The sequence below is a fragment of the Mariniphaga sediminis genome (assembly GCF_003573545.1).
In the GTDB taxonomy this organism is placed as follows: Bacteria; Bacteroidota; Bacteroidia; order Bacteroidales; family Prolixibacteraceae; genus Mariniphaga; species Mariniphaga sediminis.
Window position 1 is genome coordinate 64,955 of sequence record NZ_QWET01000022.1, and the last position, 16,250, is coordinate 81,204.

Consider the following 16,250-nt stretch of genomic DNA (forward strand, 5'->3'; position numbering starts at 1 on the left):
GTACTATTTCCCGGATTTACCTGGATAAATGCGGGGACTTTAAAATAATGTTATGGATAATTCACGCAACTGGGAAACCATTAAAGAATACGAGGACATTTTCTTTGATTATTTCGATGGAATCGGGAAAATTACAATCAACCGTGAACGGTATCGGAATGCGTTCCGGCCAACCACCGTTAACGAAATGAGTGATGCTTTGCGCATTTGTCGCGAGGATCAGCGTATTAATGTGGTGGTGCTTACGGGTGCCGGCGACAAGGCTTTTTGCTCGGGCGGCGATCAAACCGTAAAAGGAAAGGGAGGCTACATCGATAAAGAGGGCATTCCCCGCCTGAACATTCTGGAAGTGCAGCGCCAGATTCGCAGTATGCCCAAACCGGTAATTGCCATGGTAAACGGATTCGCCATTGGCGGGGGGCACGTGCTGCACGTGGTTTGTGACATCAGCATCGCCAGCGAAAATGCCATTTTTGGGCAAACCGGCCCCAAAGTGGGTAGCTTCGATGCCGGGCTGGGCTCGTCGTATCTTGCAAGCATCATTGGTCAAAAGAAAGCCCGCGAAATTTGGTTTATGTGCCGGCAGTACTCGGCGGCCGAAGCGCTTGAAATGGGGCTGGTGAACAAAGTAGTTCCGTTTGATCAGCTGGAAGATGAGGTGGTGGCCTGGGCGCAAAAAATGCAGGAACACAGTCCGCTCGCCCTTCGGATGCTCAAGTTGGGCCTGAATGCCGAACTCGACGGGCAGGTGGGGATTCAGGAATTTGCCGGGAATGCTACCTTGCTTTATTACCTCACTGAAGAGGCACAGGAAGGAAAACATGCATTCCTTGAAAAACGTAAACCCAATTTTCAGAAGTATCCGAAATTTCCGTAAATCAGAATGTGTAACAAAAATGTAACTTGCAATTTTGTTAGTTAAACTTTATGGCAACAGCAAAATCCTGGATTAAAGCAGCACGGCCGCGAACCCTTCCCCTGGCACTTTCGGGTATCCTCATGGGATGCGGGTTGGCGTGGTTTTACGATGCTGTTCAGGCAGCCGTGAGTGTACTGGCCATTATTACAGCAACATGTATCCAGGTTTTTTCCAACTTTGCCAACGATTATGGCGACAGCCAGCGGGGTACCGATAACGAGTTCCGGCTGGGCCCTACCCGCACGGTTCAAAGTGGTGAAATCAGCAAAAAAGAGATGGAAACCGGGATGTTTGTTGTGGGCGGACTAAGTTTTCTGCTTGGAATATGGCTGGTCTTTCTTGGAACCTGGAGTAGCTCGAAAACGGCTTTTTTCAGTTTTATTGGTTTGGGAATCCTTTCGCTGGTGGCGGCCTACTTTTACACCGCGGGAAAAAAATCCTACGGTTACATTGGGCTGGGCGATCTGTTTGTTTTTTTGTTTTTCGGCCTGTTGCCTGTTGCAGGTGTTTTTTACCTGAATGCCGGATTTATTTTCCCTGAAATTTTTCTTCCGGCCATTACCATCGGGTTTTTCAGCACCGGGGTTCTTAATCTGAATAACATGCGTGATATTGACAACGACAGGAATTCGGGAAAAATAACCATTCCGGTGCGTATGGGGGCACGCAAAAGCCGTTTTTACCACCTGTTCATGATTTTTATCGGGTGGGCATCAGCTGTTGTTTTTACGCTGAATCACTTTCATTCGCCCTGGCAGTTTCTGTTTGTGCTTGTCCTGCCTTTTTTTGTCCGGGATTTGGTGGGCATTTTCCGTATTCAAAATGACAGGCAGCTCGATCCTTTCCTCAAAAGGCTTGCTCTTTCAACGCTGGCTTTTACATTGTTGTTTTGTGTTGGATTGATAATCGCTTCCCAATGATAGCATTCTTCAAAAAATACGAACTGCAATTTAAAAGACCTGCCAAAACTTCGAGAGGAGAATATAAGGTGCGTCCGGTCTGGTTTTTATTTTTAAAAGAAAACGGGAAAACAGGTGTGGGCGAATGTGCACCGCTTCCCGGTCTCAGCAGCGAAACCCCGGCGCAGGTGGAGCAACTTTTAAATGAAATTTGTTCCGATCCGGAAATTTTTATCCGTCAGCCTGAATTAACCCGGGAGGTGTCTTCTGTGCGGTTTGCGCTGGAATCTGCCTGGCAGGATTTGCAAAATGGAGGGAGGCAGCTGCTTTTTCCTTCTGATTTTACCGAAGGAAAGAAAGGAATTCCAATCAACGGATTGATTTGGATGGGAGAAGCTGATTTTATGTTGCAACAGATTCAGGAAAAAACAGAGGCTGGTTTTAGCTGTATTAAGCTGAAAATTGGAGGGATTAATTTTGAAAAGGAGATAGAGATTCTGGAAAACATTCGGGAAAAATACGCTTCCGGCCAAATTACCTTGCGGCTCGATGCGAACGGAGCTTTCAGTCCGGAGGAGGCACCGGAAAAATTGCACCGGCTGGCTTTGTTACAAATCCATTCCATCGAACAGCCCATTGCGGCAGGGCAGGGGCAAAAAATGGCCAAAGTTTGCAGGGAGTCGCCTGTCCCGGTGGCGCTGGATGAAGAGCTGATTGGTGTTCATTCCCCGGAAGAAAAGGAAAAATTACTGGATACTCTCTCTCCACAATTTATCATCCTGAAACCTAGTCTGCATGGTGGTTTTTCGGGTTGCAGTGAGTGGATTAAACTGGCAGAAAAACGTTCCGTTGGCTGGTGGGTCACTTCTTATCTGGAATCGAATATCGGTCTGAATGCCATTGCGCAGTGGACTTTTTACCGGAATGCCAAAGGTTACCAGGGACTGGGAACAGGCAGCCTGTTTGTAAATAACATTCCTTCTCCACTCGAAATCAGGGGCGAACAACTTTGGATAAACGCAGCAAAAGAAATTCAGTTTCCTCCTAATTTTTTTGTGGAATGAACCTCTTTCCAGAATATATCAGGCTAAAGGGAGAAAGGATTCCGGCAGAGTCATTTATTCACGGAAACCACACAGCGGAATGCGAAAGAGAACTGGCTGCCTTTCTGAAAGAGTGGTACTCTGGTGACCATTTTATTGAAGCGAAAACGTCGGGAAGTACCGGAACTCCCAAAATCATTCGTTTGGAAAAAGATTTTGTGGCGCAGAGTGCCCAACGCACCTTGCAGTTTTTTCAGCTGAAAAGTGGAGATCGGGTGTTGCAGTGCCTTTCGGTTAAATACATCGCCGGAAAGTTAATGATGGTGCGGGCGCTAATCGGAGACCTGGATTTATTCGCGGTTGATCCGGCGACTGATTTTGAATTTCTGTCAAAAGAAAGGTTCCGTTTTGCGGCAATGGTTCCGCAGCAGGTGAGCAAAATTCTGGATGCTGAATACTCGCCGGGAGCCTGGTTGCAAAATCTGGAACAGCTGTTGGTTGGTGGCTCGGCTGTCCCGCAATCGCTCGAAGAACGGCTGCAAAATGTTCCGACTGTCTGCTATTCCAGTTACGCCATGACCGAAACTGCCACGCACATTGCCCTGCGAAAACTCAATGGCGATGGGGCAGATGAGTTTTACCGCTGTCTGGAAGACATCCGTGTCCAGCTTTCAAAAGACAGCAGTCTGCAGATTTTTATGCCGGGCCTGGCTGAACAGCCGCTGCAAACTACCGATCTGGCCAGTCTGGAAGATGAAAAGACTTTCCGGATTCTGGGGCGCAGCGACAATACGATCATTTCTGGAGGCATCAAATTTTCGCCCGAGCAAATTGAGAAAAAGCTGGAACTGTTTATCTCAGTACCATTTCTTATTACCTCCTTGCCGCATGAATCGTTGGGAGAACAGTTGGTTTTGGTGGTGGAAGGGAAAGATTCCGAGGCAGAATCAAAACGATTGACGGAAATTTATCGGCATAAACTGGATAAGTTTGAGCAGCCAAGGAGAATTGTTTTTGTTTCAGAAATTCCAAAAACTGTTAGTGGGAAACCTTACCGAAAGGGGTTGGTTATTCAGTAAGTAAATATTTTCAGCCCATTTCTTCTGCTACTGATTCATTCAAAGGTTAATGTGTATTCTAATGGTAGTTGTGATGGTGATCCGAAGTTTGGTAATGTTCCCGGATTAAGTCCCTGCCAAAATCCCCGTCGAAATCCCGCCATACTGTGTGGATATGGTTGGCATTGTTTTGGGTGTTGTCGAATTCTACGAGAAACGTTTTGCCCTGAATCCGGTAGTAATGTGGCTCTCCCAATTTTGTGGCGCCGGCCCATCCGAAATGAATTTCTTCGAATTCTTCTTTCCTCAGGTTTTCCATCCGTTTTGACGCCAGTTCGGTCGGCATGGCTGAGAGGTACTCATTCAACAACTTTATGACGATGTTTTGCTGCGTATGGTTCAACTCTTTCACTGCGATACCAACCGGGGCCGGCGGGTTTACTTCCGTTGCATTGGTAGTAGTAATATCGGGAAAAGCATTTTCCTGAAATAGGGCTGTTTGTTTTTGACTGGCCGACATGGAGTGGATCAATTCCAGGCCAATATCTTCTTCTTTGTCCAGGGTACGTTCCCCTTTTCTTTTACCGTCCGGAATAACGGCAGGGTTTGCGCCAAAAAAAAGGGGAGTCATTGAAACGGTATTGTTTAGCACGGTAAAATTAAGCGAAATGTGGTGCCCTTCAAATGACCAGGACCACAAACTGTCACGTTCCGGATTTCCATAAAAAGCGGCAAAGTATTTTTCCGGATCCCGCAAAGAAGGACTCCCTCCCAATTGAGCCAAGACTTCCTCCAGTTCAATTATCCTTTTCGTTTTAGAATAACCGGATTTGCTCAGAAAATCCTGCAGGAGCGAAAAAAGCAATCCTTTTTGTGTCTCATTCAATTCGTGAAGCTGGATTCCTTCTCTATCCCAGGAGGCTCCCGGCAAATAATGCCATTTCGTTTTAGATGAATCACCGAACGTAAATTGTGTTTTATCCCGTTGAGCCTGGTTTAATGAATGCAGAAATTTTACTGCTTTCCCGGATTTCTCTTTCTGTTTCGCAGAAACATCCGGATTCATATTTTTGATGTTTTGATCCGGGGTGTAATCTTTGACGAAACCTGTTAAAAGAAACAGAAGGATTACTGGCAGAGAAATTATTACTCTTTTGTAGCTTCCTGCCCATCTGTTCCTGTTTTGTCCGAACCGTTTCATTGAATTGTATTTTAATTCCTTGTAGAAGGTTAAAACACAGGAGTTGGGACAAGGTTCAGGTGAACGAATGATATTCTTCTACAATACAGGATTTAGCTTTTTCACCCATCCGGAGAGTTGATTCCGGTTTTCGATGTATCCCGGGCCGACCATCAGAAAACCTCCGTCGGAAGTACAGATAATACGGGTAGCCTGGTCTTTTGTGAATTTGAATTTATAAACTTGTTCTTTCAGCAGTTTCCCGTTTTTATCAACAAGTAGCAGCCAGGGGCCAATGGTACCGGTAAAGGAAGTTTCGCATTTCCCTGCTGCCATAATGTTGCCACTGGGCAAGACGGCAATGGCAGTTCCCTTTTCAGAGCCCTGTCGGTTGTATTGCTGTGACCATATAATTTTTCCGTTCGCGTCAATTTTGGACAGCCAGTAATCGTAATCCCAGATTTGTTCGTTTACCAGTGCATCGGGATTCCAGCACATACCAGCCCAGCCGCCAACCAACAATGTGTTGTCAGGAGAACAGCACAGGCATTGCGGTGTCAGTACTTTCCCGGAAGGCGGAGTGAGCGATTTCCATTGCACTTTTCCGTTGGTATCCATTTTGGTAACCTGGATAGTTGGATTACCGTCAGTGACCTGCACCTGGCTTGCAACGGCCAGCATCCCGTCTGGCAGCACCCTGATTGCATAGGCGGAGGACTGATTGCCTTTATCTATAACGAATTCACCCGTTGTTTTGCCTTCAGCGTCTATTTTACGGAGCAGTACCTGTGATTCTCCATTATCATCTTCTAAGGTGTTTATCCACCAAATGTTGCCGTCATTATCCACCGCTACATCAGTTTGCGAAACAGCAGTAGTTTTTTCAGAGTCTGTAATCCATTTTTGTGAAAAGGATGCATCAACTGCCATTAGGCGTGTTTTGGGTTTACCGCCCGGGAAGATGGTTATGGAAGCAATCAAAAATCCGTTTGGCGGATTGGGAATAATCTTTAACGGGATATCATTTCCCGGTTTGTTGAAAATTCTGGTTTTTAGCGTGTCTCCACTCTTGTTGCATTTTAAAAGCCAGGTGTCAAATTCTCTGTCAACCGGCATTTGAATGGCCCCTAATACAACAAAGCTTTCATCTTCCAATTCCGTTACATCTGAAAAATAATGGGAAGGAGCATCCGGTAATTGTTTTTCCCAGGCAACGTCCGGTAGTTGAGGAAAAGCCTGCCGGGTGCAAAACAGTAAAGTTACAGTCAAGAGAATTAGTTCTCGATGGTTAGTTATTTTTAGCATAGCCGTTCTAAATTAAAAATGATGTAAACGACAAAAGGTATTACGGTAAATACAAATGAAGGTTCTGGTAAAAAATGTCATCCTTTTGTTTTATTTTTGAAAAAATTTTTATTCTTTTGAACCGAAATTCAATAAGATGATTAAAAGAATAAATACAATATGGCTTCCGTGGTGGGGTCTTCTTGCTTAAAGTGAGGAGTTTATAGCCATATTGGTATTTTTCAAGAAATATTTCAACATGGACCTGCTCCTCGAAAAGGGCAGGTTTTTTTATTTTAAAAGAGGTGGATTTTTTTTTCGATATTGAAAAACAAAATGATGAGGGAATCTGTTGAACAAAAATTAGAATTAGTTAGATGAAGAATATTCAAAATATAAATTGGTGGTGGCAGAGCAACTTTTTACAAATTCGTGAAGAGAGGTAATGCCTGTTGCCAAAAAGCAGAAAAGCGGCTCATCGATTCACGGTGAGCCGCTTTTTTTTGGAATAAGAAAAGTAGAAATAACAATAAAAATAGATAAATGGAAAAGTTAAAATTTAAACCTGTAGTGCGGAAGATTCTGGCAGACACTGTTACGCCGGTGAGTATTTACCTGCGTTTACGCACACTTTACCCTAAGGCCATTCTTCTGGAAAGTTCTGACTACCACGGAAATGAAAATGCTTACTCGTTTGTGTGTTTCAACCCAGTGGCTTTTTTTACGGTGAACAACGGGGAAGTAACCAAAGAATTTCCGGGAAGGGAAAAGGAACAATTCCGGCTTTCGAAAGAAAGAAAGTTACATACTGAACTGGATGGATTTTTCAAAACATTCGATGTAATTTCGGATGAAATCGAACTCCCTGCCAACGGGTTGTTTGGGTACATTAATTTTGATGCAGTGCAGCACTTCGAAAATATTCTGTTTTCGGCTGAAAAGAAAGAGGAGTATCAAATTCCGGAGGTGAAATACTGTTTTTACAAATATATTGTGGCCATTGACCACCACCGGAATCAAATTCACATGGTGGAAAACCTGCTTGACGGAGAAAAGTCACAAATGGATTACATCCATCACCTGCTTATTAATCTCAATTTTTCGACGGCTAAATTTCAACCTGTAAACGGCGAAACGTCAAATATCACAGATGAAGAGTACCGGCAGATGGTAACCAAAGGCAAGGAACATTGTTATCGGGGCGATGTGTTTCAGATTGTGCTGAGCCGTCAGTTTTCACAACAGTTCGAAGGTGATGATTTTAATGTGTACCGCTCGTTGCGCTCCATTAATCCTTCGCCTTATTTGTTTTATTTTGATTATGGAAGCTACCGTATTTTCGGTTCAAGTCCCGAGGCAGAAATTCGTATTCAGAATAACAAAGCGTATATTCATCCCATCGCCGGAACATTTAAACGTACCGGCAACGATGAGCAGGATCGTGAGCTGGCAGAAAAACTGAGCAAAGATCCGAAGGAAAATGCAGAACATGTGATGCTCGTTGATTTGGCTCGCAACGATTTGAGCCGGAATGCCGATCATGTTGTGGTTGAAACTTACCGCGAAGTACAATTTTACTCGCATGTTATTCATCTTGTTTCGCAGGTTTCGGGCAAAATTACGGATGAAACCAACCTAGTAAAAGTACTGGGTGAAACATTCCCGGCAGGTACGCTTTCCGGTGCGCCCAAATACAAAGCGATGGAGTTGATTGATAAATACGAAAACCAAAATCGTGGTTATTATGGCGGGTGCATTGGTTATCTGGGTTTTGACCGGACGGTAAACCATGCGATTATGATCCGGTCGTTTCTGAGTAAAAATAACCGGCTGTTTTACCAGGCGGGCGCCGGCATTGTGGCCGATTCGAAAGAAGAAAATGAGTTGCAGGAGGTGAACAACAAACTGGCTGCTTTGAAAAAAGCCATTGAAATGGCAAAAGAAATTAATTAGAAGGGAGTTCAAAGTAGTGGGTAATACGATAAAAAATAGAGACTATGAAAATATTGGTTATTGATAATTACGATTCGTTCACGTACAATCTTGTGCATGCCATCAAAAAAATATCGGGCTTGCCGGTGGACGTGTTTCGCAACGATGAAGTGAGTCTGGAGGACATTGAAAAATACGACAAAATTGTACTTTCTCCCGGTCCCGGGTTACCTGAAGAGTCGGGATTGCTTTTGGAGATTATCAAAATGTATGCTCCGAAAAAAAGTATTCTGGGGGTTTGTCTGGGGCACCAGGCCATTGGCGAAGCGTTTGGGGGAGAACTTTTTAATATGAACCGGGTGTTTCACGGAGTGGCTACACCGGTTAAACTTACCGGCAATCCGTCTGTTCTTTTTGCCGGATTACCCGGGTCGTTTGATGTGGGGCGATACCATTCATGGATTGTGAAGAAGGAAAACCTGCCCGCATGTTTTGAAATTACGAGCCTCGACGAGGAAGGGGAGATTATGTCGATGAAACATAAAGAGCTTGATGTTGAAGGCGTCCAGTTTCATCCCGAATCGGTGCTTACTCCGTTGGGTGAAAAAATTCTGGGGAACTGGTTGGGCATGCAGAATGAACAACCGCAGTTTGAAGAATAGAAAAGTTTATTGAGATTAAAATGATTAGGCATGAAAGAAACGTTACAATACCTTTTTGACGGAAAAACACTTTGCCGTGAACAGGCCAAAGCGAGCCTGCTGGAAGTAGGGAAAGGCATGCACAGCGAGGTGGAGTTTGCCTCGTTCCTTACTGTTTTTAAAATGCGAAGTATTACATCTGAAGAGCTGGCCGGCTTCCGGGATGCAATGGCTGAGTTGTGCCTTGCTATCGACCTTGCAGAATATAACGTAATTGACGTGGTTGGTACCGGTGGCGACGGAAAAAATACATTTAATATTTCAACGCTGGCTTCTTTTATTATTGCCGGCGCCGGGGTAAATGTTGCAAAGCATGGTAACTACGCCGTTTCATCCACTTCCGGTTCGTCAAATCTGCTGGAATTATTGGGATATCAGTTCAGCAATGATCCGGCAAAGCTGAAAAACGATCTCGAAAAAGGGAACTTCTGCTTTATGCACGCTCCGCTTTTCCATCCGGCAATGAAACACATTGCACCGGTTCGTCGTGCCCTGAAAGTACAGACGTTTTTTAATGTTCTGGGCCCTATGATTAATCCTTCTTTTCCCAAATACCAGTTGCTGGGAGTGAACAATGAAGAGAATTTTAACCATTACCGGAATGTATATGAGACGCTGGATGTAAATTATATTGTTGTTAACAGTAACGATGGTTACGACGAAGTTTCCTTAACAGACGACACCCATTTTGCGGGAAACAGGAAAGAGGGCTATCTTGCGCCCGCTGATTTTGGATTTGAAAAAATTCATTCCGAAAGTATCTATGGAGGCGATTCCATTGACGAGGCAGCCCGGATCTTTATGGATGTTCTCGAAGGAAAAGGAACCCCGGAACAAAAAAATGTTGCAATGGCAAATGCAGCCCTGGGGATCCAGGTTGTTTTTCCTGAAAAAGACTTAAAAGAATGTGTTGAAATAGCCCGTGAATCGCTGAAAAGCGGAAAGGCTTTGCAAAAACTGAAGGCGGTTATTGGATAAAAATTGCTCCTTCTCTTGGGGCAATAAAAAGAAAGAAGGATGAATATACTTGATAGAATAATTGAAACCAAGAAAAATGAAGTAGCCAGCCAGAAAAGGATGGTTTCTGTTTCACAACTCAAAAAATATCCGGGATACAGGAGAAATTGCAATTCGTTAAAGGAAACGTTGCAGAAGCCAGGTTCTTCCGGGATTATTGCAGAGTTTAAGCAAAAATCGCCTTCGAAGGGGGAAATCAACTTTTCGGTAAAGGCAGAAGAGGTGACCAAAGATTACACAAATGCCGGTGCTGCTGGTTTGTCGGTTTTGACTGATTATGAATATTTTGGCGGAACACTGGCCAACCTGGCAAAAGCACGGGAAGTGAATCCGGATATTCCCATCCTTCGAAAAGATTTTATGATTGATACGTACCAGGTGGTTGAAGCAAAGGCTTTTGGGGCTGATGTGATTCTGCTCATTGCCGCGTGCCTCGAAAAGGAAGAGGCAGAGGTGTTGGCCAAAAAGGCTAAAAGTCTGGGGTTGGAAGTACTGATGGAGGTTCATAACGAAGAAGAATTGGAAAAGTTGAATGACTTTGTAGACATTGTTGGCGTAAACAATCGCAACCTGAAAACATTTGAAGTGGATGTGGAAACATCGGTAAAACTGGCCAGGCTCATTCCCGGTCGTTTTGTGAAAATTTCGGAGAGTGGACTGGCAGGGGCCGAAACAATCCACTATTTAAGAAAGAGCGGGTTTAAAGGTTTTTTGATTGGGGAGACATTTATGAAAACTGAGAACCCGGGCAAAGCTTGTAAAAAGTTGATAGCTGAGCTGTCATTTCTAACCTGAGGAACGAAGGTGAGAAATCCGCTGGCTCGGAGAGATTTCGACGAAGAATGAGGAGAAATGACAAGCCGGGAGGAGAAACCGGTTGAAAAGAATGTGACGGAAAATAAAGATTTAAACGATGGTAAAATCACTTAAAATAAAAGTATGTGGAATGAAATTCACCGAAAACCGCAACGCAGTGGAGAAATTGCCGGTGGATTTGCTGGGATACATATTTTATCCGCCTTCAAAAAGATACGTCGGCGAAAATCCTGATACCGGACTTTTTGGTTCAGGAAAACCCAAAGCGGGTGTTTTTATGGATGAAAATGTTTTTGAAATGTTGGCGCTGGCTAAGAACCTGAATTTTGAATATGTTCAGCTTCACGGAAAAGAGAATCCCAAAACCTGCAAAATTATAAGAGCTCAGGGTTTGAAGGTGATAAAAGCATTTAACCTGAATGAAGCTTTTGATTTTGCTTTGCTGAAAACGTATGAAAAAACTGTCGATTATTTTTTGTTCGACACCAAAACAAATCTTCCCGGCGGATCCGGAGAAAAATTCGACTGGTCCATTCTGGAAAAGTATGAAGGGGAGATCCCGTTTTTTTTAAGCGGAGGTATTCAGCCAGATGATGCAGAAAAAATCAGGGGACTGGACCATCGTCAGCTATTCGGCATTGATTTGAACAGCGGTTTTGAAGATGAACCGGGAGTGAAGAATATTGAAAAACTGGGAAATTTTATAAAAGAAATGAAAGCTCTCTGAGTTCCGTGGAAACGTTTTTCGGGACTAAATTTATTTCTATTGCAGAGAAGGCACAGAGAACCACAAAGGAGTAATTTAAATCAGAAGACAAATGAAGTATGATGTCAATGAAAAAGGATATTACGGTGAATTTGGAGGAGCATGGATTCCCGAGATGATGTACACCAACATCGACGAATTACGGCGTGATTACCTTGAGATAATAAAGTCGGAGGCATTTCAAAAAGAGTTTGACCAATTGCTGAAAGATTATGTAGGCAGGCCTTCGCCGCTTTACTTTGCCAGCCGGTTGTCGGAACATTATGGAACAAAAATTTTTTTAAAACGTGAAGATTTGAATCACACAGGTTCCCATAAGTTAAATAATACGGTAGGGCAGATTCTACTGGCTGAGAGATTGGGTAAAACCCGGATCATTGCAGAAACCGGCGCCGGACAACATGGGGTAGCAACTGCAACGGTTTGTGCGTTGCGGGGGGTAAAATGTGTGGTGTACATGGGGGCGCTTGATGTTTCGCGGCAGGCACCTAACGTGAAGAAAATGAAAATGCTTGGCGCCGAGGTGATTCCGGTTCACAGTGGAAATAAAACCTTAAAAGATGCTACCAATGAAGCTATGCGCGACTGGATTAACAATCCGGAGGATACTCATTACATCATCGGTTCGGTAGTGGGGCCGCATCCGTATCCCGACATGGTAGCGCGTTTCCAGTCGGTTATCAGTCGTGAGATGAGAATACAGTTGCTGGAAAAAACCGGCAGTGAATTTCCCACCCGTGTTCTGGCCTGCGTGGGCGGGGGAAGCAATGCCGCCGGTGCATTTTATCATTATCTCGACGAAGATCTGGTAGAGTTGATTGGTGTGGAAGCGGCCGGGAAAGGAGTGGAAACAAAAGAAACGGCTGCCACCTTGCGGGTAGGAACTCCCGGTGTGCTGCATGCCAGTCGTACCATGCTCATGCAAAATGAAGATGGACAGATCACTGAACCATATTCCATTTCAGCAGGGCTGGATTATCCCGGAATCGGGCCCCTGCATTCGCATCTGTTTACAACCGGACGCGCCAAATACCTGGCTTCTACCGATGAGGAGGTGCTGGAAGCTGCTCTTCTCCTTACCCGGAAGGAGGGAATCATTCCGGCACTGGAGTCGGCACATGCACTGGCTGCACTGGACAAAATTCAGATGAAGCCGGATGATGTAAACGTAGTCAACCTTTCGGGCAGTGGGAACAAGGATATGGAAACGTACCTGGATTATTTTGGGTACTAGAATACAGAGTCATGTCAGGTATCGGATTTATATTCCTGCCACCCGGTAGTTTCTGCGGAGAAAGTCTGCGCCGGATTGCCCACTTTGAGGGAAGGGAAAGAATTAGAATATGACGCGATAATAGTAGTATCTATTAATGAGAAAAAATATGCAAAACAGGATCAACACGCTTTTCGAAACAAAAAAAAGAGACATACTTTCGGTTTATTTTACGGCCGGATTTCCCCGGCTGAATGACACAGCAGAGATTATTCAGGAACTGGAAAAAAATGGTGTCGGGCTTATTGAAATTGGCATTCCTTTTTCTGACCCTACAGCCGATGGGCCCACTATTCAGCGTAGTAGTGAAACGGCTCTGAAGAACGGCATGAATGTGAAACTTCTTTTTGGCCAGTTGAAAAATATCAGGGAAACGGTTAAAATCCCACTGATTATGATGGGGTATATTAATCCGGTATTGCAGTTCGGAGTAGAAGATTTTTGTAAAAAATGCCATGAAGTCGGTATTGATGGCCTGATTTTGCCCGACCTGCCATTGGAGGAGTTTGAGTCGCATTACAAAGAGATTTTTCAAAGAAACAACCTCCATAACATTTTGCTGATTACGCCCCAAACCTCAGAAGCACGTATCCGGCAGATAGATGAGGCTTCCGGAGGTTTTATTTACATGGTTTCCTCAGCAGCAACAACCGGGGCGGGGAAAAAGGTGGAAGATTTTCACCGGGATTATTTTGAACGGATTCAGCAAATGAACCTGAAAAACCCGCGGTTAATTGGTTTTGGTATTTCTGACAGAGCTACTTTTGCCAACGCCTGCCATTATGCTAGCGGGGCCATTATTGGCAGTGCGTTTATAAAAGCACTTCAAACGGGAGCTATGCTAAAAGATTCCATTCAGGAGTTCGTAAAGAGTATCCGGGACACGGAATAAACACTCTGGGAGCTCGGTAAAGTCGTTCATGTTTAAAAACAGGTTTTTGCCTCTTGGGGTATAACCGGCAATTGCTCAACCAGATATAAAAAGACAAAATGGTGTGTTATTGTTAAGGAATGTTAAACCATATTCTAGAACATACCTTAATTCGCTTTTAGCTGTTATATTACTAACGATTTTTGTAAAACATTAAACATTTTGGCCATGCTCGATTACGCAAAAGTTATTTTACCCAAAGTGAGTTTCAGTAAACAGCTGTTCAAAAAAGAATTGGCGAAGTGCGTTCGCTGGGTGGAACCCGCTGACGTACAAGAGTTTCACGATTGGTGCTACGAGAATTTCAGAGATAAGTATCCCGATGTTCTGGAAGAAGTTTTTTCCAGCATTGCGGCGTAAAAAACCAGGGGTGTATTTTCGGATACACCCTTTTTATTTTCATTTGAAAGCGAAGCTTATCCTATTTTTTCTATTCCCGTTTTTATTCTGGCAATGGTTTCTTCTTTGCCAAGTATCTCGCAAATTTTAAACAAGTCAGGTCCCATATTTCCCCCAACCAGACAAAGCCTGAGCGGATTCATGATAGCGCCAAAATTCCACTCCTTTTCGTTCATAAAAGCAGAAAAGGCTTCCTTTGATGAAACGGCATTCCAGGGCTCTACTGTTTCAAACAATTCGGCGATAGCCGATAGTTGTTCCGGAGTATTTTCCTTCCAGCGCTTTTTTACTGTTTTTTCGTCGTAAGATTCAGGCTCCGTAAAAAAGAATTTTCCCTGTTCCCAGAAATCGGAAACAAATTCACAACGTTCCTTGATTTCAGCCACCACCTTTGCCGCTTTTTCATTCGATGCAACAATGCCTTTTTCTTTCAAAAACGGTTTAAAAAGTTCTGTCAATTCATTTTCCGGCTTTTGTTGAAGGTAATGCCGGTTAAACCATTTTGCTTTTTCCGGATCGAAACGCGACCCGGATTTTACGACCCGTTCCAGACTGAAAACCTGTGTCAGTTCTTTCAATGAGAAAAATTCCTCTTCGGTGCCGGGATTCCAACCCAGTAAGGTCAACAGGTTAATAAAAGCTTCCGGGAAGTAGCCATCTTCACGGTATCCGCGAAAAACTTCACCTGTTTTGGGATCTTTCCATTGCAGGGGAAACACCGGAAATCCCATTTTATCGCCATCCCGTTTGCTTAGTTTTCCTTTCCCCTGTGGTTTCAGGATGAGCGGCAGGTGGGCAAATTGCGGTTTGGTGTCTTCCCATCCAAACGCACGGTAAAGTAATGCATGTAACGGAAGAGACGACAACCATTCTTCTCCCCGGATAACATGCGTAATTTGCATCAGGTGGTCGTCCACCACATTGGCCAGGTGGTATGTGGGCATTCCGTCAGACTTAAACAATACTTTGTCGTCGAGGCTTTTTGTGGTATTGAATGTTACACTTCCGCGGATAATGTCATTTTCAGTAACATCTTCGTCTTCCGGCATTTTGAAGCGGATTACATACGCTTCGCCTGAAGCTATTTTTTGCTGCACTTCTTCCGGAGAAAGATTGAGTGAGTTGTTGAGCTTCTTTCGTGTTGCTATTCCGTACGAAAAAGTTTCTTTATTCGATTCTGCTTCCAGACGAAGCTTTTCAATTTCCTCCGGGGTATCGAAAGCAATGTATGCCCAGCCTGATTCTACCAGTTGGTTGGCGTATTCTTTATACAAATCTTTGCGTTCGCTTTGACGGTAGGGCCCAAATTCACCACCTATTCCGGGGCCTTCGTCGGGAACCAGGCCGCACCATTTCAGGCTTTCCACGATGTATTCCTCGGCGCCCGGTACAAACCGGGTCTGGTCAGTATCTTCAATGCGCAGAAGAAAATCGCCTCCCTGCTTTTTTGCAAAAAGATAATTAAATAAAGCGGTGCGGACTCCTCCAATATGAAGCGGTCCTGTTGGACTCGGGGCAAAACGTACCCGTACTTTCGAATGGTTCATTGCAGTTGCATTTCAAAAATTTCTGCAAATATAGGGGAAATAAAAGATTCAGACTTTCTTGTAAAAACGATAAAGTGCATTTTTATCCATTCCTTTAGTTGCAGAGAAAAGATGGGGTCAACATAAAAATCCGGTGGAGCAAAAAAGTAATCACGCTTAACTTTCAATATCCATTTAACTTTTTTCCTGTCCCGAAATAATAGTCGGAATTTACGCTCTGCTCCAACTTGAACCAAAAACATAGCATCTGGAAGGAATTTGCGGGCCAAGGTTCACTTTTATCTTCGCCCAAAATTTTTTCAAAACTAACTTTAAGAGAGTGATTGAATTTCACAAAACAACGTGAGTTCGATGTAAAAAACTTTACCTGCAAAACCCTATTCATAACAACAGACTGGTTATCCACTTGTTTGGGGCTTTGCCCCAATCCCCACTTCATTTTTCTCCTATTATATAACTAATTCGCACATCGCTATAAATCAATA

General features: G+C 43.9%; 16 protein-coding genes. 12 read left to right on the forward strand and 4 right to left on the reverse strand.

The annotated features are described in order from the left end of the window. The first annotated feature begins 52 nt into the window (after window positions 1-52). Genes menB through D1164_RS20395 form a run of 4 tightly spaced genes read left to right on the forward strand, consistent with a single transcriptional unit; the run spans window position 53 to window position 3,940 of the window. Window positions 53-877 carry a 1,4-dihydroxy-2-naphthoyl-CoA synthase gene (menB, locus tag D1164_RS20380; RefSeq protein WP_119351753.1) on the forward strand — a complete coding sequence of 275 codons (825 nt, stop codon included), beginning with the start codon at window positions 53-55 and terminating at the stop codon, window positions 875-877. A gap of 50 nt (window positions 878-927) precedes the next feature. After that, on the forward strand, window positions 928-1,839 hold the full coding sequence (menA, locus tag D1164_RS20385) for a 1,4-dihydroxy-2-naphthoate octaprenyltransferase (protein WP_119351754.1): 912 nt from the start codon (window positions 928-930) through the stop codon (window positions 1,837-1,839). Next, window positions 1,836-2,882 carry an o-succinylbenzoate synthase gene (locus D1164_RS20390; RefSeq protein ID WP_119351755.1) on the forward strand — a complete coding sequence of 349 codons (1,047 nt, stop codon included), beginning with the start codon at window positions 1,836-1,838 and terminating at the stop codon, window positions 2,880-2,882. The genes menA and D1164_RS20390 overlap by 4 nt, the downstream gene beginning before the upstream one ends. Continuing rightward, complete coding sequence (locus D1164_RS20395; protein WP_119351756.1) at window positions 2,879-3,940, forward strand: AMP-binding protein; 1,062 nt, start codon at window positions 2,879-2,881, stop codon at window positions 3,938-3,940. The genes D1164_RS20390 and D1164_RS20395 overlap by 4 nt, the downstream gene beginning before the upstream one ends. Window positions 3,941-3,998: 58 nt before the next feature. On the opposite strand, the gene D1164_RS20400 is transcribed toward D1164_RS20395, so the two are convergent. After that, window positions 3,999-5,120: a DUF3500 domain-containing protein gene (locus D1164_RS20400; RefSeq protein ID WP_119351757.1), complete on the reverse strand. Its 1,122-nt coding sequence runs from the start codon at window positions 5,118-5,120 to the stop codon at window positions 3,999-4,001. A 78-nt stretch (window positions 5,121-5,198) separates the two neighbouring features. Next, window positions 5,199-6,368, reverse strand: a complete 1,170-nt coding sequence (locus D1164_RS20405; protein WP_147372245.1) for an NHL repeat-containing protein — start codon at window positions 6,366-6,368, stop codon at window positions 5,199-5,201. Window positions 6,369-6,926: 558 nt separating this feature from the next. On the opposite strand from D1164_RS20405, the gene D1164_RS20410 reads away from it, so the two are divergent. The 8 genes from D1164_RS20410 to D1164_RS20445 all read left to right on the forward strand — a co-directional run bounded on the left by D1164_RS20410 (window position 6,927) and on the right by D1164_RS20445 (window position 14,179). Continuing rightward, entirely contained in the window at window positions 6,927-8,336 is a 1,410-nt protein-coding gene (locus D1164_RS20410) for an anthranilate synthase component I family protein (RefSeq protein ID WP_119351759.1), read from the forward strand. A gap of 44 nt (window positions 8,337-8,380) precedes the next feature. Beyond that, on the forward strand, window positions 8,381-8,977 hold the full coding sequence (locus D1164_RS20415; protein WP_119351760.1) for an anthranilate synthase component II: 597 nt from the start codon (window positions 8,381-8,383) through the stop codon (window positions 8,975-8,977). A 30-nt stretch (window positions 8,978-9,007) separates the two neighbouring features. Then, window positions 9,008-9,994, forward strand: coding sequence for an anthranilate phosphoribosyltransferase (gene trpD / locus D1164_RS20420; RefSeq protein WP_119351761.1), 987 nt, complete (start codon window positions 9,008-9,010; stop codon window positions 9,992-9,994). A 39-nt stretch (window positions 9,995-10,033) separates the two neighbouring features. Further along, the gene (trpC, locus tag D1164_RS20425) at window positions 10,034-10,828 is read left to right on the forward strand and encodes an indole-3-glycerol phosphate synthase TrpC (RefSeq protein WP_119351762.1); all 795 of its coding nucleotides are present in this window, start codon (window positions 10,034-10,036) and stop codon (window positions 10,826-10,828) included. A 151-nt stretch (window positions 10,829-10,979) separates the two neighbouring features. Further along, window positions 10,980-11,576 carry a phosphoribosylanthranilate isomerase gene (locus D1164_RS20430; RefSeq protein WP_206611083.1) on the forward strand — a complete coding sequence of 199 codons (597 nt, stop codon included), beginning with the start codon at window positions 10,980-10,982 and terminating at the stop codon, window positions 11,574-11,576. A 91-nt stretch (window positions 11,577-11,667) separates the two neighbouring features. Continuing rightward, window positions 11,668-12,849 (forward strand): tryptophan synthase subunit beta, encoded by a 1,182-nt coding sequence (trpB, locus tag D1164_RS20435; RefSeq protein WP_119351764.1) that lies wholly within the window; start codon window positions 11,668-11,670, stop codon window positions 12,847-12,849. A 136-nt stretch (window positions 12,850-12,985) separates the two neighbouring features. Beyond that, window positions 12,986-13,780 carry a tryptophan synthase subunit alpha gene (gene trpA, locus D1164_RS20440; protein WP_241558304.1) on the forward strand — a complete coding sequence of 265 codons (795 nt, stop codon included), beginning with the start codon at window positions 12,986-12,988 and terminating at the stop codon, window positions 13,778-13,780. A gap of 207 nt (window positions 13,781-13,987) precedes the next feature. Beyond that, window positions 13,988-14,179, forward strand: coding sequence for a hypothetical protein (locus tag D1164_RS20445; protein WP_119351765.1), 192 nt, complete (start codon window positions 13,988-13,990; stop codon window positions 14,177-14,179). Between the two features lie 56 nt (window positions 14,180-14,235). Here the strand turns inward: D1164_RS20445 and gltX are convergent, their stop codons facing one another. Then, a complete protein-coding gene (gene gltX / locus D1164_RS20450) occupies window positions 14,236-15,765 on the reverse strand; it encodes a glutamate--tRNA ligase (RefSeq protein WP_119351766.1) in 1,530 nt (509 codons plus the stop codon). Next, on the reverse strand, window positions 15,762-16,034 hold the full coding sequence (locus D1164_RS23670) for a hypothetical protein (protein WP_147372246.1): 273 nt from the start codon (window positions 16,032-16,034) through the stop codon (window positions 15,762-15,764). The genes gltX and D1164_RS23670 overlap by 4 nt, the downstream gene beginning before the upstream one ends. Window positions 16,035-16,250 lie beyond the last annotated feature (216 nt).